This is a genomic window from Pseudomonas sp. SK (assembly GCF_012975065.1).
GTDB lineage: Bacteria > Pseudomonadota > Gammaproteobacteria > Pseudomonadales > Pseudomonadaceae > Aquipseudomonas > Aquipseudomonas anuradhapurensis.
Window position 1 is genome coordinate 1,607,472 of sequence record NZ_CP051857.1, and the last position, 17,013, is coordinate 1,624,484.

16 protein-coding genes are annotated in these 17,013 nt (G+C 65.4%); 14 read left to right on the top strand and 2 right to left on the bottom strand.

Annotation, left to right across the window (positions count from 1 at the left end):
- Positions 1-58 precede the first annotated feature (58 nt).
- The 8 genes from HG549_RS07395 (at position 59) to murB (ending at position 7,592) form a co-directional block, all read left to right on the top strand.
- Positions 59-2,272 carry a DNA internalization-related competence protein ComEC/Rec2 gene (locus tag HG549_RS07395; protein WP_170028900.1) on the top strand — a complete coding sequence of 738 codons (2,214 nt, stop codon included), beginning with the start codon at positions 59-61 and terminating at the stop codon, positions 2,270-2,272.
- A gap of 782 nt (positions 2,273-3,054) precedes the next feature.
- Positions 3,055-3,690 carry a MotA/TolQ/ExbB proton channel family protein gene (locus HG549_RS07400; protein ID WP_170028901.1) on the top strand — a complete coding sequence of 212 codons (636 nt, stop codon included), beginning with the start codon at positions 3,055-3,057 and terminating at the stop codon, positions 3,688-3,690.
- Positions 3,687-4,121 carry a biopolymer transporter ExbD gene (locus tag HG549_RS07405; RefSeq protein WP_170028902.1) on the top strand — a complete coding sequence of 145 codons (435 nt, stop codon included), beginning with the start codon at positions 3,687-3,689 and terminating at the stop codon, positions 4,119-4,121. The genes HG549_RS07400 and HG549_RS07405 overlap by 4 nt, the downstream gene beginning before the upstream one ends.
- On the top strand, positions 4,121-5,122 hold the full coding sequence (gene lpxK / locus HG549_RS07410) for a tetraacyldisaccharide 4'-kinase (RefSeq protein WP_170028903.1): 1,002 nt from the start codon (positions 4,121-4,123) through the stop codon (positions 5,120-5,122). The genes HG549_RS07405 and lpxK overlap by 1 nt, the downstream gene beginning before the upstream one ends.
- Positions 5,123-5,165: 43 nt before the next feature.
- Entirely contained in the window at positions 5,166-5,351 is a 186-nt protein-coding gene (locus tag HG549_RS07415) for a Trm112 family protein (protein WP_003247142.1), read from the top strand.
- The gene (gene kdsB, locus HG549_RS07420; protein WP_170028904.1) at positions 5,348-6,112 is read left to right on the top strand and encodes a 3-deoxy-manno-octulosonate cytidylyltransferase; all 765 of its coding nucleotides are present in this window, start codon (positions 5,348-5,350) and stop codon (positions 6,110-6,112) included. The genes HG549_RS07415 and kdsB overlap by 4 nt, the downstream gene beginning before the upstream one ends.
- On the top strand, positions 6,112-6,576 hold the full coding sequence (locus HG549_RS07425; RefSeq protein ID WP_170028905.1) for a low molecular weight protein-tyrosine-phosphatase: 465 nt from the start codon (positions 6,112-6,114) through the stop codon (positions 6,574-6,576). The genes kdsB and HG549_RS07425 overlap by 1 nt, the downstream gene beginning before the upstream one ends.
- Positions 6,573-7,592 carry a UDP-N-acetylmuramate dehydrogenase gene (gene murB, locus HG549_RS07430; protein ID WP_170028906.1) on the top strand — a complete coding sequence of 340 codons (1,020 nt, stop codon included), beginning with the start codon at positions 6,573-6,575 and terminating at the stop codon, positions 7,590-7,592. The genes HG549_RS07425 and murB overlap by 4 nt, the downstream gene beginning before the upstream one ends.
- A 173-nt stretch (positions 7,593-7,765) precedes the next feature.
- Here murB and rne read toward each other — a convergent pair whose 3' ends face one another.
- On the bottom strand, positions 7,766-11,104 hold the full coding sequence (gene rne, locus HG549_RS07435) for a ribonuclease E (RefSeq protein WP_170028907.1): 3,339 nt from the start codon (positions 11,102-11,104) through the stop codon (positions 7,766-7,768).
- A 796-nt stretch (positions 11,105-11,900) separates the two neighbouring features.
- Between rne and rluC the strand changes: the two genes are divergently transcribed.
- Genes rluC through HG549_RS07450 form a run of 3 tightly spaced genes read left to right on the top strand, consistent with a single transcriptional unit; the run spans position 11,901 to position 14,531 of the window.
- Positions 11,901-12,857 (top strand): 23S rRNA pseudouridine(955/2504/2580) synthase RluC, encoded by a 957-nt coding sequence (rluC, locus tag HG549_RS07440; RefSeq protein ID WP_170028908.1) that lies wholly within the window; start codon positions 11,901-11,903, stop codon positions 12,855-12,857.
- A gap of 3 nt (positions 12,858-12,860) precedes the next feature.
- A complete protein-coding gene (locus tag HG549_RS07445; RefSeq protein WP_170028909.1) occupies positions 12,861-13,535 on the top strand; it encodes an HAD family hydrolase in 675 nt (224 codons plus the stop codon).
- Between the two features lie 6 nt (positions 13,536-13,541).
- Positions 13,542-14,531, top strand: coding sequence for a S49 family peptidase (locus HG549_RS07450; protein ID WP_170028910.1), 990 nt, complete (start codon positions 13,542-13,544; stop codon positions 14,529-14,531).
- A 37-nt stretch (positions 14,532-14,568) separates the two neighbouring features.
- On the opposite strand, the gene HG549_RS07455 is transcribed toward HG549_RS07450, so the two are convergent.
- Positions 14,569-15,147, bottom strand: coding sequence for a nucleoside triphosphate pyrophosphatase (locus HG549_RS07455; protein WP_170028911.1), 579 nt, complete (start codon positions 15,145-15,147; stop codon positions 14,569-14,571).
- A gap of 97 nt (positions 15,148-15,244) precedes the next feature.
- Between HG549_RS07455 and HG549_RS07460 the strand changes: the two genes are divergently transcribed.
- The 3 genes from HG549_RS07460 to plsX are packed head-to-tail and all read left to right on the top strand — an operon-like array spanning position 15,245 to position 16,982.
- The gene (locus HG549_RS07460; protein WP_170028912.1) at positions 15,245-15,772 is read left to right on the top strand and encodes a YceD family protein; all 528 of its coding nucleotides are present in this window, start codon (positions 15,245-15,247) and stop codon (positions 15,770-15,772) included.
- 13 nt (positions 15,773-15,785) lie between these two features.
- Complete coding sequence (gene rpmF / locus HG549_RS07465) at positions 15,786-15,968, top strand: 50S ribosomal protein L32 (RefSeq protein WP_010223221.1); 183 nt, start codon at positions 15,786-15,788, stop codon at positions 15,966-15,968.
- A gap of 3 nt (positions 15,969-15,971) precedes the next feature.
- Positions 15,972-16,982 (top strand): phosphate acyltransferase PlsX, encoded by a 1,011-nt coding sequence (gene plsX / locus HG549_RS07470; protein ID WP_170028913.1) that lies wholly within the window; start codon positions 15,972-15,974, stop codon positions 16,980-16,982.
- The last annotated feature ends 31 nt before the right edge of the window (positions 16,983-17,013 follow it).

A 17,013-nucleotide genomic window follows, 5' to 3' on the forward strand; every position in this document is an offset into this window, starting at 1 on the left:
CGCTGCCGGCAATTGGGCTATGCCTCAGAAGGTGATTTTGCTTCTGGAGCTCTACCTCATGCGCACAGGGATGTTTGCGCTCGCGCTCGGGCTGTTGTGCCTGGGCTTTTTCCCCGCGTTGCCGTCGGTCGGATGGCTGGTGCTACTGGCCGTTGGCGCTGGCGTCTGCCTGTTCATCCGGCTGTGGCCGCTGGGTTGCTTCCTGCTGGGCCTGTGCTGGGCGCTTGGCTCGGCGCAGCTGGCCCTGGATGACCGCCTGGCGCCCGGGCTGGAAGGCCGTACCCTGTGGCTGGAGGGCCGGGTGGTCGGCCTGCCGACCCGCACCGCGCACGGGGTACGCTTCGAGCTGCAAGGGGCCCGTTCGCGGCGCGCCGACCTGCCGCAGCGCCTGCAGCTGAGCTGGTTCGACGGGCCACCGCTGCGCGCAGGAGAGCAGTGGCGGCTGGCGGCGACCCTGCAGCGCCCGGTCGGGTTGCTCAACCCGCATGGGCCGGACCTGGAGGCCCAGTTGCTGGCGCGGCGCATCGGTGCCACCGGTACGGTCAAGGCCGGGCAACTGCTGGCGCCGGTTGCCGGCGGCTGGCGTGACCGCCTGCGCCAGCGCCTGCTGGCGATCGACGCCCATGGCCGCGAGGCGGCGTTGGTCGCCCTGGTGCTGGGCGACGGCACGGGCCTGGCGCGGCACGACTGGCAGACGTTGCAGGCTACCGGCACGGTGCACCTGCTGGTGATTTCCGGGCAGCACATCGGCCTGGTCGCCGGCTTGCTGTATGGCCTGGTCGCCGGGCTGGCGCGTTGGGGGCTGTGGCCGGCACGGCTGCCCTGGTTGCCCTCGGCGTGTGGCCTGGCCATGGCGGCGGCGCTGGCCTACGGCTGGCTGGCCGGGGCTGGCGTGCCGGTGCAGCGCGCCTGCCTGATGCTGGCCGTGGTGCTGCTCTGGCGCCTGCGCTTCCGCCATCTTGGCGCGGCCTTGCCCTTGCTGCTGGCGCTGGTTGCCGTGCTGCTGGTTGAGCCGCTGGCGGCGCTGTTGCCCGGGTTCTGGCTGTCGTTTGCAGCGGTGGCCACGCTTGCCTACTGCTTCAGTGCGCGGCTGGGCGGCTGGCGGCCCTGGCAGGCCTGGACGCGGGCGCAATGGGTGATCGCCATCGGCTTGCTGCCGGTGCTGCTGGCCACCGGCTTGCCGGTGAGCCTGAGTGCGCCGCTGGCCAACCTTGTGGCGGTACCGTGGGTCAGCCTGGCGGTACTGCCGCTGGCGTTGCTGGGCACGCTGCTGTTGCCGCTGGGTGGGGTAGGCGAGGCATTGTTGTGGTTGGCGGGTGGCTTGCTCGACGGGTTGTTCCGGCTGCTGGCGCTGGTGGCACAGCAGCGCCCGGCATGGCTGCCGCCGGTGCTGCCGTGGTGGGCCTGGCTGCTGGTCTGCCTGGGTACCTGGCTATTGCTGCTGCCCCGTGGGGTACCGCTGCGTGGCCTGGGTGGGGTCATGCTGCTGGCATTGTCGGTGCCGAGGGCGACGCTGCCGTTCGGGCACGTCGAGGTCTGGCAACTGGATGTCGGCCAGGGCCTGGCGGTGCTGTTGCGTACGCGGCATCACGACCTGCTGTACGACGCCGGGCCGGCCAGGGGCGACACCGACCTGGGCGAACGGGTGGTGCTGCCGACCCTGCGCAAGCTGGGGGTGCGCCGCCTGGACCTGCTGCTGGTCAGCCACGCCCACGCCGACCATGCCGGCGGTGCTGCGGCGATAGCGCGTGGTTTGCCGGTACGGCGCGCCATCGGTGGTGAAGCGCTGCAAGATCTCCAGTTGCAGCCGTGTGCCAGTGGCGAGCAATGGGCATGGGATGGGGTGCATTTTTCGCTGTGGCGCTGGGCTGACGGGCAGAGCAGCAATGACCGGTCCTGCGTGTTGCTGGTCGAGGCGCAGGGCGAGCGTTTGCTGTTGGCAGGCGATATGGAGGCGGCTGCCGAGCAGGCCTGGTTGGCGGCCACCGACACACCCCGTATGGATTGGTTGCAGGCGCCGCATCATGGCAGCCGGAGTTCTTCCACCGAGGCGTTCATTCGGGCCACGGCGCCGCGTGGGGTGCTGGTGTCGCGAGGGCGCAACAACAGCTTCGGGCACCCGCATGCGCAGGTGGTCGAACGTTATCGGCGGCATGGGGTGGTGATGCATGACACGGCGGTGGAGGGGGCGTTGCGGTTGGTGTTGGGGCGTCATGGGGCGGTTGAAAGCGTGCGGGAACAGCGACGGTTCTGGCGGGATTCGGCACGGTAGGGTGCAGTGGCTTGCAGGTGCTTGCCTTTGGATTTTCAGCGCCTGTGAGATCGAGCGCCGCCCGCGCGGCGCATCGCGGATAAATCCGCTCCCACATTTGTTGCAACGTGCCGAACCTGTTACGCCATGGTTGCCTGCCTTGGTGCATGTCTCAAGGCAGGCGAGGCGGCATCAATGCCCACCCAAAAATGCCGTCATGCCAACCAGGCTGACAACCATGGCCTCACAGGCATGGCCACGTTGCAACAAATGTAGGAGCGGATTTATCCGCGATGCGCCGCGCGGGCGGCGCTCGATCTCACAGGCGCTGCATCCGTGATGGCGAGCACCTGTCCGCCCTGATGCCGAACCAAGGCATCCCCCTCTGGCCCCAGCGCCAATTCCCTGACCTCCGGCAGATGAGCCCCGGCGCGCCTCCCACATTTGTTGCAACGTGCCGAACCTGTTACGCCATGGTTGCCTGCCTTGGTGCATGTCTCAAGGCAGGCGAGGCGGCATCAATGCCCACCCAAGAATCCCGTCATGCCAACCAGGCTGACAACCATGGCCTCACAGGAATGGCCACGTTGCAACAAATGTAGGAGCGGATTTATCCGCGATGCGCCGCGCGGGCGGCGCTCGATCTCACAGGCGCTGCATCTGTGATGGCGAGCACCTGTCCGCCCTGATGCCGAACCAAGGCATCCCCCTCTGGCCCCAGCGCCAATTCCCTGACCTCCGGCAGATGAGCCCCCGGCGCGCCTATGGTAGAGTGGCGGCCTTTTTCCGAGGGGGCGTTTACTGTGTGGGAATTGGTCAAGTCCGGTGGTTGGATGATGCTGCCGATCATTCTGAGCTCCATCGCCGCCATGGCTATCGTCGTCGAGCGCCTGTGGACCCTGCGCGCCAGTCGCGTCACCCCGCCGCACCTGCTGGGCCAGGTCTGGATGTGGATCAAGGACAAGCAGCTCACCAGTGACAAGCTCAAGGCCCTGCGCGCCGATTCGCCGTTGGGCGAAATCCTTGCTGCCGGGCTGGCCAACTCGCGCCATGGCCGCGAAATCATGAAGGAATGCATCGAGGAAGCTGCCTCGCGCGTCATCCACGAGCTGGAGCGCTACATCAGCACCCTCGGCACCATCGCTGCCATGGCTCCGCTGCTCGGCCTGCTGGGCACCGTGCTGGGCATGATCGACATCTTCAGCGCCTTCATCGGCTCGCAGATGACCGCCAACGCAGCCGTACTGGCGGGCGGTATCTCCAAGGCCCTGGTCACCACCGCGGCCGGCCTGATGGTCGGTATCCCGGCGGTGTTCTTCCACCGCTTCCTGCTGCGCCGCATCGATGAGCTGGTGGTCGGCATGGAACAGGAAGCGATCAAGCTGGTGGAAGTACTCCAGGGCGACCGTGAAGTGGAAGTGGCCGGAGGCAAGGCGTGAAGTTCCGGCGCAATCGCCAGCGGGAGAACGTCGACATCAACCTGGCGTCGCTGATCGACGTGGTGTTCGTGCTGCTGCTGTTCTTCGTGGTCACCACCACCTTCACCCGCGAGACCCAGCTGCGCGTCGAGCTGCCCGAAGCCACCAGCGCCGAGCCGACGCCGGCCGACCAGGGCAAGCTGGTGGAAATCACCATCAGCGCCGAAGGCGTGTACTCGGTGAACAACCACCTGCTGCCCAAGAGCGACCTGGCCACCCTGAGCGAGGCGATCGAGCGTGAATCGGGCGGCGACAACAAGCTGCCACTGGCCATCAGCGCCGATGGCAGGACCCCGCACCAGGCTGTAGTCACCGCGATGGATGCCGCCGGCAAGCTCGGTTTCAGCCAGCTGCGCATGACCACGGTCGAGGCGGCCCAGGGGACGCCTTGATGGCCTTCGCCGACCGATTGCTCGCGGCCTGGTACGCCGGGCACCCGGCCTTGGCGCTATTGCGCCCGCTGGAGGCGCTGTACCGCTGCGTGGTCACCCGCAAGCGGGCGCGTTTCGTGCGTGGCGAAAGCACCAGCTACCGGGCCCCGGTGCCGGTCATCGTGGTCGGCAACATCACCGTGGGCGGTACCGGTAAGACGCCGATGATCCTCTGGCTGATCGAGCACTGCCGCCGGCAGGGGCTGAAGGTCGGGGTGGTCAGCCGCGGCTATGGCGCCAAACCGCCGCAGCTGCCATGGCGCGTGCAGGCCGACCAGCCTGCCGAGCAGGCCGGCGACGAACCGCTGCTGATCGTGCAGCGCAGCGGCGTGCCGCTGATGATCGACCCCGACCGCTCCCGCGCGGTACAGGCATTGCTGGCCAGCGAACCCCTCGACCTGATCCTGTGCGACGACGGCATGCAGCACTACCGCCTGGCGCGTGACCTGGAACTGGTGCTGATCGATGCCGCCCGCGGCCTGGGCAATGGCCGCTGCCTGCCGGCGGGGCCGTTGCGTGAGCCGGCCGAGCGCCTGCACGACGCGGATGCGGTGCTGTTCAACGGTAGCCGCGAGGACCGCGCCGATGGCTTCGGCTTCTGCCTGCAACCATCCGCCCTGGTCAACTTGCGCAGTGGCGAGCGCCGCGCGCTCGATCATTTCCCCGCTGGCCAACGCCTGCATGCGGTGGCCGGTATCGGCAATCCGCAACGTTTCTTCAATACCCTGCTGGGGCTAAACTGGCGGCCGGTGCCGCATCCCTTTGCCGACCATGCGCAGTTCAGCGCCGCAAGCCTGGCCTTCAGCCCAACGCTGCCACTGGTCATGACCGAGAAGGACGCGGTGAAATGCCGGGCCTTCGCCGCTGACGACTGGTGGTACCTGGCTGTCGACGCCCAGCCTACGGCAGCCTTCAGCGCCTGGTTCGACGACCAGTTGCAACGCTTGCTGCGCAAGCCCTGAGCCCGTTATCAATTTCCGGCCACCTGGCCTAAAGGAAGCTCCAATGGACACCAAACTGCTCGATATCCTGGCCTGCCCGATCACCAAGGGCCCGCTCAAGCTCAGTGCCGACAAGACCGAGCTGATCAGCAAGGGCGCTGGCCTGGCCTACCCGATCCGCGATGGCATCCCGGTAATGCTGGAAAGCGAGGCTCGCACCCTGACCGACGACGAGCGTCTGGACAAATGAGCCTGAACTTCACCGTGGTGATTCCTGCCCGCCTGCGCTCCACGCGCCTGCCGGGCAAGCCGTTGCTGCCGATCGCCGGCAAGCCGATGGTCCAGCATGTGTGGGAACAGGCGCGCAAGAGCAGCGCCGGCCGTGTGGTCATCGCCACTGACGATGCCAGCATCGTCGAGGCCTGCCAGGCCTTTGGCGCCGAAGTGCTGCTGACCCGTGCCGACCACGAATCGGGCACCGACCGCCTGGCCGAAGTGGCTGCGCGCCTGGGCCTGCCGGCCGATGCCATCGTGGTCAACGTGCAGGGCGACGAGCCGCTGATCCCGCCGGTAATCATCGATCAGGTGGCAGCCAACCTGGCCGCGCACCCGCAGGCTGGCATCGCCACCCTGGCCGAGCCGATCCATGAGCCGGAAACCGTGTTCAACCCCAATGCGGTCAAGGTGGTCAGTGACAAGCATGGCCTGGCCCTGACCTTCAGCCGCGCGCCGCTGCCGTGGGCGCGTGACGCGTTCGCCAGCGACCGTAGCCAGCTGCCGGAAGGCGTGCCTTATCGTCGCCACATCGGCATGTACGCCTACCGTGTCGGCTTCCTGCAGGACTTCGTCAGCTGGGGGCCGTGCTGGCTCGAGCAGACTGAATCGCTGGAACAACTGCGGGCGTTGTGGCATGGCGTGCGCATTCACGTCGAAGATGCCATCGAGGCGCCTGCCGTTGGCGTGGATACTGCGCAAGACCTGGAGCGCGTACGGCGCTTGCTGGAGGCCTGATGCGCATTCTGTTCGTCTGCCTGGGCAATATCTGCCGCTCGCCCACGGCCGAAGGCGTGCTGCGCCATCAACTGCAGGCTGCCGGGCTAGCCGACAAGGTGCATGTGGCTTCCGCCGGCACCGGTGACTGGCATGTCGGCAAGGCGCCCGACAGCCGTACCTGCAAGGCGGCGCTCGCGCGTGGGTATGACCTGTCGCAGCAGCGCGCCCAGCAGGTCAAGGTGGCGCATTTTGCCGAATACGACCTGATCCTGGCCATGGACGAGAGCAACCTCAGCCATCTGCGTGCCTTGCGCCCGCACACGGCAGTGGGGGAGCTTGACCTGTTCCTGCGCCGCTATGGCGCAGCGCTGGATGAAGTGCCAGACCCGTACTACGGCGGTGCCGACGGCTTCGAGCAGGTGCTCGACCTGGTCGAGGCGGCGTGCCAGGCGCTGGTGCTGGAAATCAAGGGGCGGCTATGACACTGCAGTGGCAGGAGCAGGTCTCGCTCAAGCCTTACAACACCTTTGGCATCGACGTGAAGGCGCGTTATTTCAGCCCGGCCCATGACGACCAGGAAGTGCGCCAGGCCTTGAGCCAGGCGCAGCAGCACGGCTTGCCGGTGCTGGTGATTGGTGGTGGCAGCAATCTGTTGCTGACCAGGGATATCGACGCCTGGGTATTGCACATGGCCAGTCGTGGCCGGCGCGTACTCAGTGACGACGGCGAACGCATCGTGGTCGAGGCCGAAGCCGGTGAGCCCTGGCACCCGTTCGTGCAATGGACGCTGGCGCAGGGCTATTGCGGGCTGGAGAACCTCAGCCTGATCCCTGGCACGGTTGGCGCTGCGCCGATGCAGAACGTCGGCGCCTACGGCGTGGAAATCAAGGATGTTTTCGTCGGCCTGACCGCCCTCGACCGTGAGACCGGCGCATTGCGTGACTTCGGCCTGGCGGAGTGTGCCTTTGGTTATCGCGACAGCTTGTTCAAGCGCAACCCTGGGCGCTGGTTGATCCTGCGGGTGCGCTTTGCCTTGAGCCGCACCTTGCACGCCCACCTGGATTACGGCCCGGTGCGTCAGCGCCTGGCCGAGCAGGGCGTGAGCGAGCCGACCGCGCAGGCGATCAGCGAAGCGATCTGCAGCATTCGCCGCGAGAAGTTGCCAGACCCGGCACAGCTGGGCAATGCCGGGAGCTTCTTCAAGAACCCGGTGGTAGCGGCGGCGCAGGTCGAGCGTATTCGGGCCCAGTACCCTGGCGTGGTGGCTTATCCCCAGGCCGACGGGCAGGTGAAGCTGGCCGCTGGCTGGTTGATCGAGCAGGCCGGCTGGAAGGGCTACCGCGAGGGCGATGCCGGGGTGCATCGCCTGCAGTCGCTGGTGCTGGTCAACCATGGCCAGGCGAGCGGGGCGCAGATGCATGCGCTGGCGCGGCGGATCCAGGCCGATATCCTGGAGCGCTTTGGCGTCGAGCTGGAGATGGAGCCCAACCTCTACTGATAGGCCTGGCCCTGTCAGGCCCACTGATTACCCCTGTGTAGGAGCGGCCTTGCGTCGCGAAGGGCCGCAAGGCGGCCCCGGCAATTCATGCTGCGAAGCTGAGATGCAACAGTAGCCCAAGAAAAAGCCCCGCCAGTTCGCACTGGCGGGGCTTTTTCATTCAGCCTTGGCTATCAACCGTGATGAGGTTTTTGCTCATCGGTGGATTCCAGGGCGGGTTCCTCGGCCGCTGCTGCAGCTTCCTGTGCGGCTTTGGCGGCAGCCTCGGCCTCACGCTTGCGGCGGCGCACTTCACGCGGATCGTTCGGCGCACGGCCGTTGGCCAGCATGACAGTGGCAGGTTCGGCAACCACAGGGGCTGCAACCGGGGCAGGCTCGACGACTACCGGCTCGACGACCACCGGGGCAGGCTCGGCGGCAACCACTTCTGGCTGGGCCTCGACAACCGGCGCAGGCTGTTCGGCAACCGCGGCGGTTTCGATCACGGCCGGGGCCTGTTCGATTTCACCGGCCTCGACAGCAGGCGCTTCGGTCGCAGCTTCGCTAGCCACGGCTGGCTCGACGGCTGGTGCCGCTTCAACCACGGGCTGCGGTGCGACTTCGACCACAGGCTCGGCGCTTGCCTCGACTGCGACCACAGGCTCGCTGAACGGTTGCTCGACCACCGGTGCCACGGCAACTTCTTCCGCCTTGGCGGCTGCTTCGGCCTGCTCTACAGGCTGGGCGGCTTCGCGGTCACCGGTTTCTGCAGCAGCGACTTCAGCGGTAGCCTGCTCGGCCTGCTGGTTGGCCTGGGCTTCGGCTTCGGCGCTGATGCTGCTGCTGGCGACAGCCGCAGTCACGGTCAGGCCCGCAGCCAGTTCGGCACCCAGCTCGGTGGCCTGGTGCTGTTGCGGCTGCTCTTCGTTACCTTCTTCGTCGCTGCCTTCGATCAGCTCGCCATTGGCGTTGCGCTGACGCTCACGACGGTTGCTGCGACGACGCTGGCCACGGGAGCGGCGGCGTGGGCGCTCGCCATCGGTGCCTTCCTGTTCGTCCTGCAGCAACTCTTCGCTCGGCAGTTGCTCTTCGGCCAGTTCGGCAGCCTGCACGGCCGCTTCTTCGGCTGCGCGTGGCTGGCGCTCTTCACGCGGTGGGCGCGGGGCACGTTCTTCACGGGGAGCACGCTCTTCGCGAGGGGCGCGTTCTTCACGAGGAGCACGTTCTTCGCGAGGGGCGCGTTCTTCACGAGGAGCACGCTCTTCACGCGGGGCGCGTTCTTCACGAGGAGCACGTTCTTCGCGCGGGGCGCGTTCTTCACGAGGAGCACGTTCTTCGCGCGGGGCGCGTTCTTCACGTGGCGCACGCTCTTCACGCGGAGCACGTTCCTCTCGCGGTGCACGCTCTTCGCGGGCTACACGCTCTTCACGCGGCTGACGCTCCTCGCGCTCGGCAGGGGTGGCGTCCAGCGGCTCACGCAGTTCACGCACGCGCTCTTCGCCACGGTTGCCGCGGCGGTCTTCGCGTGGCTGGCGTGGGGCACGTTCTTCACGCGGTGCACGCTCTTCGCGTGGGGCGCGTTCTTCACGTGGCGCACGCTCTTCGCGCGGTGCACGCTCCTCGCGTGGCTGGCGCTCTTCACGTGGTGCACGCTCGGCACGCTCTTCGCGTGGCTTGCGTTCCTCGTCGCGGCGGCCGTTGCGGTTGCGGCTCTGCTGGCGGCCGTTGCGGCGTTCTTCGTTACGCGGGCTGCGTTCGGCAGCCGGTTTTTCGGTGGCAGTGACGACCGGCGCGGCGGCAGGTTCTTCCTTGCCGGCGAACAGGCTGACCAGCGATTTCACCAGGCCCTTGAACAGGCTCGGCTCCGGCGCGCTCGGCGCAGGGGTGGCCGGTGCGGCTGGCTGCTGCTCTTCAACGGCGGTCGGAACCGGCGCATTGGCACGGGCCGGGGCGGTCTTCACCGCGGCTTCCTGGCGAACCAGGGTGCGGGTGGCGGTTGGCTGCGGTGCTTCTTCGGCTTCGGCGGCGGCGATTTCGTAGCTGGACTGGTTGCTCAGCACTTCCGGGTTGTCGTCGCGCAGGCGCTGGACTTCGAAGTGCGGGGTTTCCAGGTGGTCGTTCGGCAGGATGATGATCCGTGCACGGGTGCGCAGTTCGATCTTGGTGATCGAGTTGCGCTTCTCGTTGAGCAGGAACGCGGCTACCGGGATCGGCACCTGGGCGCGCACTTCGGCAGTGCGGTCTTTCAGGGCTTCTTCTTCGATCAGGCGCAGGATGGCCAGCGACAGCGACTCGACGTCGCGGATGATGCCGGTGCCGGAGCAGCGCGGGCAGACGATGCCGCTGCTTTCGCCCAGCGATGGACGCAGGCGCTGGCGGGACATTTCCAGCAGGCCGAAGCGCGAGATGCGGCCGACCTGGACGCGGGCGCGGTCGGCTTCCAGGCATTCGCGGACGCGTTCTTCCACGGCACGCTGGTTCTTCGCCGGGGTCATGTCGATGAAGTCGATGACGATCAGGCCGCCGATGTCACGCAGGCGCAGCTGGCGGGCGATTTCCTCGGCCGCTTCCAGGTTGGTCTGCAGGGCGGTTTCTTCGATGTCGCTGCCTTTGGTCGCACGCGCCGAGTTGATGTCGATGGACACCAGGGCCTCGGTGGGGTCGATCACGATCGAGCCACCGGACGGCAGGTCGACCACGCGCTGGAAGGCGGTCTCGATCTGGCTTTCGATCTGGAAGCGGTTGAACAGCGGCACGCTGTCTTCGTACAGCTTGACCTTGCTGGCGTACTGCGGCATCACCTGGCGGATGAAGGTCAGGGCTTCTTCCTGGGCATCGATGCTGTCGATCAGCACTTCGCCGATGTCCTGGCGCAGGTAGTCGCGGATGGCGCGGATGATGACGTTGCTTTCCTGGTAGATCAGGAACGGTGCGGCGCGGTCCTGGGACGCTTCCTTGATGGCGGTCCACAGTTGCAGCAGGTAATCGAGGTCCCACTGCATTTCTTCGCTGCTGCGGCCAAGGCCGGCAGTGCGCACGATCAGGCCCATGTCGCCCGGCACGGTCAGGCCGTTCAGGGCTTCGCGCAGTTCGTTGCGTTCCTCGCCTTCGATGCGGCGGGAGATGCCACCGGCACGCGGGTTGTTCGGCATCAGGACCAGGTAGCGGCCGGCCAGGCTGATGAAGGTGGTGAGGGCGGCGCCTTTGTTGCCGCGCTCTTCCTTCTCGACCTGGACGATGACTTCCTGGCCTTCGCTCAGCACTTCCTTGATGTTGACCCGCCCTTCGGGGGCTTTCTTGAAGTATTCGCGGGAGATTTCTTTCAGCGGCAGGAAGCCGTGACGTTCGGAACCGAAGTCGACGAAGGCGGCTTCGAGGCTGGGTTCGATGCGGGTGATCTTGCCTTTGTAGATGTTGGCCTTTTTCTGCTCACGCGCGCCGGACTCGATGTCCAGGTCGTAGAGACGTTGGCCGTCCACCAGGGCTACACGCAACTCTTCGGGTTGAGTTGCGTTAATCAGCATTCTTTTCATGTTGTACCGTCGGTTTCCGGGCTGCCGGAAACGGCGTTCGGCACACACGACGTCTCATGGTCGGTGCCAAGGTGCGCAAAGGGTGGCCGGGCCACCCCCGTGTCGAGCAACGTTCGGCACCAGCCGGTTGCCCAGCCTGCCGTTGTCGCGACGACGCGTCCTGTTTGCTGCGGTGCCAACAAGGCCCCGGTGGCTTCGAATTGGAATCCGAATCAACCAAGCGGGCCTTGTGCACTCAGTCAGGAGGAGGAATCAACCGTCAGCCGTGGACGCCCGGGGGCATCTGTTCAGGACCTTATCCGCTCGCCAGCCGTCAGTGGGCTGGTGGCCGGACGCGGTGCTACACGGTCCGAGGGCTGTGCATCTCCACCCTGCACGTATCCCTGATAATTCGGGTGCTGCCGCGCGCTGAATCCGCAACGGGTTGCATTTTTCGCCAGCGCAGGTTCGGCGCTGGCGCCATTCATGTCCAAGGCAGGTATTTCCGAAGCATTCGCCGGGCGTTGCGTGGAAGCGACGGGCGGGCAGAGGTGCAGCGAAAAGAATCGGGTAAGCAGGTGAAACACCGCACTTGTCGTTTTTTTTCGGTCTTCTCTACACGGCGCTGGTGGCGATTCCAGGCAATTCGGTAAACTGGCGAAAACCCCGTAGGACGGCCTCGCGTCCTGGAGAATTGCGTTGGTCAGGGACCGGCTAGGAGCCTGGTGCCACTGGCCTGCCGCTTTTGGCGGCGTTCGCGACTATAGCAGCAATGATTAAGTGCTTCAATTCCATAAAAAATTGTTATGATCCCGTAATGACGACCAATACCCCCCCGACTTCCGGCGTTCAGCTGATCGAAGTCGCGCCGGAACTTGCCGGCCAACGCATCGACAATTTCCTTATCACGGCCCTCAAGGGCGTGCCCAAGACGCTGGTCTACCGCATCCTGCGCAAGGGTGAAGTGCGGGTCAACAAGGGCCGCGTCAAGCCGGAATACAAGATCCAGGCTGGCGACATCGTGCGGGTACCGCCTGTCCGCCTGCCCGAGCGCGACGAGCCGGCTCCGGTGGCCCAGGGCCTGCTGCAGCGCCTGGAAGCCGCCATCGTCTACGAAGACAAGGCGCTGATCGTGATGAACAAGCCGGCCGGCATCGCCGTGCATGGCGGCAGCGGCCTGAGCTTTGGCGTGATCGAGGCGCTGCGCCAGCTGCGCCCGGATGCCAAGGAACTGGAGCTGGTGCATCGCCTGGACCGTGACACCTCCGGCCTGCTGATGATCGCCAAGAAGCGCAGCATGCTGCGCCACCTGCATGCTGCGCTGCGCGGTGATGGTGTCGACAAGCGCTACATGGCGCTGGTGCGCGGCCACTGGCCGACGTCGAAGAAGCAGGTCAGCGCGCCGTTGCTCAAGAGCAACCTGCGTTCCGGCGAGCGCATGGTCGAGGTCAATGAAGAAGGCAAGGAGGCCTTGACCCTGTTCCGCGTGCTGCGCCGCTTTGGCGAGTTCGCCACCATTGTCGAGGCGCGCCCGATCACCGGCCGTACCCACCAGATCCGCGTGCACACCCTGCATGCCGGGCATATGATCGCCGGCGACAGCAAGTACGGCGATGAAGACTTCAGCCGCGAAATTCGCGAGCTGGGTGGCAAGCGCCTGTTCCTGCATGCCTACGCGCTGACCGTGCCGCTGCCAGACGGCGGCGAGCTGAAGCTCGAGGCGCCGGTGGATGAGATGTGGGCGAAAACCGTTGAGCGGCTGAGTGCATCCTGACCTATGAAAAAGGGCTATGAGCTACTGATCTTCGACTGGGATGGCACGTTGGCCGACTCCATCGGGCGCATCGTCGAGGCCATGAACGCCGCCGCCGAGCGTGCCGGCGAGGGGCAAAGCAGCGATGATGCGATCAAGGGCATCATCGGCCTGGCCCTGGGCGAGGCGATCCACACCCTGTACCCGCACCTGGCGCCTGCACAAGTCGAAAGCTTCCGTCAGCACTATGCCGATATCTACATGGCCCTGGACCAGCAGCCCTCGCCGCTGTTCGATGGCGTGGTGGAGTCGCTGGATGCCTTCCGTGCCGAGGGTTACCGCCTGGCGGTGGCCACCGGCAAGGCGCGCCGTGGGCTGGACCGGGTGCTCAAGGCCAATGGTTGGGAGCAGTTCTTCGACATCACCCGCGCCGCCGACGAGACCCGTGGCAAGCCGCACCCGCGCATGCTCGAGGAAATTCTCGGTCATTGTGGTGTCGAAGCGGGGCGTGCGCTGATGATCGGCGATTCGGCGTTCGACCTGCAGATGGCCAGCAATGCCGGCATGCATTCGGCGGCCGTGGGCTATGGTGCCATGTCGCTGCAGGCGCTGGCCGAGTTCGGGCCGCAGGTATGCCTCGATCACTTTTCCCAGTTGCGCGAGTGGCTGGGCGGTTCCGCAATTCCTTTTCCAAGGTAGGTAAGCATGGCAGACGAATGGAAAGCCCCTGAGACCGAACCCGACGAGCGCGAAGCGCGCAACAGCTGGCGGCTGCTGGAAAAGACCCTGTTGGCGAACGTCCAGGAGCATCGCCGGACGCGTCGCTGGGGGATCTTCTTCAAGCTGCTGACCTTCGTCTACCTGTTCGGCATCCTGGCGTTGTTCACGCCGCTGATGGACATGGACAAGGCCGCGTCGCGCAATGTCAGCCATACCGCGTTGGTCGAAGTGCGCGGCATGATTGCCGATCAGGAGTCGGCCAGCGCCGACAACATCGTCAAGGGCTTGCGCGAGGCGTTCAAGGACAGCAAGACCAAGGCGGTGGTGCTGCGTATCAACAGCCCGGGTGGCAGCCCGGTGCAGGCGGGCTACGTGTATGACGAAATCCGCCGCCTGCGCGCCGAGTATCCGGCCATCAAGCTGTATGCGGTGATCACTGACCTGGGCGCTTCCGGTGCTTACTACATTGCCAGTGCGGCGGACGAGATCTACGCCGACAAGGCCAGCCTGGTGGGTTCGATCGGCGTGACGGCGGCGGGTTACGGCTTTGTTGGCACCATGGAGAAGCTGGGCGTCGAGCGGCGGGCCTATACCTCGGGCGAGCACAAGGCCTTCCTCGACCCGTTCTCGCCGGAAAAGCCTGACGAGACCCGCTTCTGGCAAGGTGTGCTGGATGTCACCCACAAGCAATTCATCGCCATGGTCAAGCAAGGGCGCGGCGAGCGTCTGAAGGACAAGGACCACCCTGAGCTGTTCAGTGGCCTGGTCTGGTCGGGTGAGCAGGCCAAGGAGCTGGGCTTGGTCGATGGGCTGGGCAGTGCCAGCTACGTGGCGCGGGAAATCGTTGGCGAAAAAGAGCTGGTGGATTTCACCGTGCAGGAATCGCCGCTCGATCGCTTCTCCAAGCGCGTAGGGGCCAGCGTGGCCGAGCACCTGGCCATGTGGATGGGGTTCCAGGGGCCGCAGTTGCGCTGAACCGAGTTTGCCGGGGCCGCAACGCGGCCCCAGGGTCTCAAGGGATGGCCATGCCTTCCTTGGTCAGCATATCCACCAGCCGAATCAAAGGCAGCCCGATCAGGCTGGTCGCATCGCACCCGTGCGTGCTCTGGAACAGGCTCACCCCCAGCCCCTCCGCCTTGAAGCTGCCAGCGCAATCCAGCGGCTGTTCTGCCGCCACATAGCGCTCCACCTGCTCGCGGCTCAGTTCACGCAATGTCACGGTAAACGGCACGCAATCCACCTGGCATTGCCCGGTGGCGCTGTTCAGTAGTGCCAGCCCGGTCAGAAAACTCACCTGTTGCCCGCTGCACTCCAGTAACTGCTCGCAGGCGCGCTCGAAGGTGTGCGGCTTGCCCAGTACCTGTTCGCCCAGCACCGCAACCTGGTCCGAACCAATGATCAGGTGTGCCGGATGGCTGCTGGCCAGCGCTTGTGCCTTGTGCCTGGCCAGGCGCCGCACCAGGTCCGCTGCCGGTTCGCCAGGCAGGCGCTGTTCGTCTATGTCAGGGCTTGCCCAGCTGAAGGGCAGGCGCAGGCGTGCGAGCAGTTCACGGCGATAGGCAGAGCTGGAAGCCAGTAACAGAGGAAGCATGGTAGACTCCTGGATCGGTTGAACCAAATTCTATCACGCACGATGCCGCCGAATTTCCTTTGACAGGGGCGGGGGGCATCCCTAGAATGCTGCGCCTATGTTGAATGACCCGATTCCACCTCACGTTGACCCGCGCAAATTGGCTGATCGCGGCGTAACCATCAACGGTTCGCTGCAACTCGCTGATTTGGAAAGACTCTGCGACCCGCTTTCCGACAATGTCGGTACGGTGCAGGCGAAGTTCGATTTTGAACGAGATGAACAGCACGTAGTGGTTATCCACAGCGAGCTGGACGTCGAGGTCAAGATGGTTTGCCAGCGTTGTCTTGAGCTGGTCACCCTGCCGATCCACAGCGAATGTACATACGCCGTGGTGAAGGAGGGTGCGAATACCCAGTCGTTGCCGAAAGGCTATGACGTGCTGGAACTGGGCGAAGATCCATTGGATCTGCAGGCATTGATCGAGGAAGAGCTTCTGCTCGCCTTGCCGATCGTGCCTGCTCACCATCCGGAAGAATGCCAGCAGCCGGCGGGCGCAGACGAGCCCGAATCGAGCAAGGACGAGGTATCGCGGTCCAACCCGTTCAGTGTTTTGGCGCAGTTAAAGCGTGACCCAAACGTTTAGGAGTTAATCAATTATGGCTGTTCAGCAGAACAAAAAATCCCGCTCTGCCCGTGACATGCGCCGTTCGCACGACGCCCTGTCGGAAAACGCGCTGTCGGTAGAGAAAACCACCGGTGAAGTACACCTGCGTCACCACGTTTCGCCAGAAGGCGTATACCGTGGTCGCAAAGTGATCGACAAGGGCGCTGACGAGTAATCCTTGTCCGCTCAGATCATCGCGATCGACGCAATGGGCGGGGACTTCGGTCCCCGCAGCATTGTCCAGGCTAGCATTGCCTGCCTTTCGGCTACTCCCTCGCTGCACCTGACCCTCGTCGGTCAACCCTCCCTCCTTGAAGATCTTGTCAGCGGCCTTGCGGCTGCGGATCGCGCGCGCCTGCAAATTGTGGCCGCCAGCGAGGTGGTCGGCATGGATGAGCGGCCGTCCCAGGCGCTGCGTGGCAAGCCCGACTCGTCGATGCGCATCGCCCTCGAACTGGTGCGCGATGGCAAGGCGCAGGCCTGTGTCAGTGCCGGCAACACTGGTGCGTTGATGGCGCTGTCGCGGTTCGTGCTCAAGACCCTGCCGGGTATCGATCGGCCGGCCATGGTGGCGGCGATCCCGACCCAGTCCGGCTATTGCCAGCTGCTCGACCTGGGGGCCAACGTCGACTGCAGTGCGGAAAACCTCTACCAGTTCGCCGTGATGGGCTCGGTGGCTGCGCAAGCCCTGGGCGTGCACAGGCCGCGCGTGGCGCTGCTGAACATCGGCACCGAGGACATCAAGGGCAACCAGCAGGTCAAGCTGGCGGCCAGCCTGTTGCAGAACGCTCGCGGGCTCAACTATGTGGGCTTCGTCGAGGGTGACGGGTTGTATCGTGGCGAGGCGGACGTGGTGGTTTGCGACGGCTTCGTCGGCAACATCCTGCTCAAGTCCAGTGAGGGCCTGGCAACGATGATCGGTGCGCGCATCGAGCAGTTGTTCAAGGGTGGCGTGTTGGCGCGCATGGCCGGGGCCATGGCGATGCCGCTGCTCAAGCGTCTGCAGGCCGACCTGGCGCCGGCGCGGCACAATGGGGCGAGCTTCCTCGGCCTGCAGGGCATCGTCATCAAGAGCCATGGCTCGGCGGGCGTGCAGGGCTTCCAGAGTGCCATCCAGCGGGCGTTGATCGAGATCCAGGAGAACCTGCCGCAGCGTTTGCATGGGCGGTTGGAGGATTTGCTCCTGTAGCTGTGTCGGCCCCTTCGCGGGCTTGCCCGCT

Excerpts from the sequence above, each read along its gene's own strand:
- HG549_RS07395 (WP_170028900.1), top strand. The coding sequence starts at position 59 with ATGCGCACAGGGATGTTTGCGCTCGCGCTCGGGCTGTTGTGCCTGGGC.
- lpxK (WP_170028903.1), top strand. The coding sequence starts at position 4,121 with ATGGCCTTCGCCGACCGATTGCTCGCGGCCTGGTACGCCGGGCACCCG.
- HG549_RS07415 (WP_003247142.1), top strand. The coding sequence starts at position 5,166 with ATGGACACCAAACTGCTCGATATCCTGGCCTGCCCGATCACCAAGGGC.
- kdsB (WP_170028904.1), top strand. The coding sequence starts at position 5,348 with ATGAGCCTGAACTTCACCGTGGTGATTCCTGCCCGCCTGCGCTCCACG.
- HG549_RS07425 (WP_170028905.1), top strand. The coding sequence starts at position 6,112 with ATGCGCATTCTGTTCGTCTGCCTGGGCAATATCTGCCGCTCGCCCACG.
- murB (WP_170028906.1), top strand. The coding sequence starts at position 6,573 with ATGACACTGCAGTGGCAGGAGCAGGTCTCGCTCAAGCCTTACAACACC.
- rne (WP_170028907.1), bottom strand. The coding sequence starts at position 11,104 with ATGAAAAGAATGCTGATTAACGCAACTCAACCCGAAGAGTTGCGTGTA.
- rluC (WP_170028908.1), top strand. The coding sequence starts at position 11,901 with ATGACGACCAATACCCCCCCGACTTCCGGCGTTCAGCTGATCGAAGTC.
- HG549_RS07445 (WP_170028909.1), top strand. The coding sequence starts at position 12,861 with ATGAAAAAGGGCTATGAGCTACTGATCTTCGACTGGGATGGCACGTTG.
- HG549_RS07450 (WP_170028910.1), top strand. The coding sequence starts at position 13,542 with ATGGCAGACGAATGGAAAGCCCCTGAGACCGAACCCGACGAGCGCGAA.
- HG549_RS07455 (WP_170028911.1), bottom strand. The coding sequence starts at position 15,147 with ATGCTTCCTCTGTTACTGGCTTCCAGCTCTGCCTATCGCCGTGAACTG.
- HG549_RS07460 (WP_170028912.1), top strand. The coding sequence starts at position 15,245 with ATGTTGAATGACCCGATTCCACCTCACGTTGACCCGCGCAAATTGGCT.
- rpmF (WP_010223221.1), top strand. The coding sequence starts at position 15,786 with ATGGCTGTTCAGCAGAACAAAAAATCCCGCTCTGCCCGTGACATGCGC.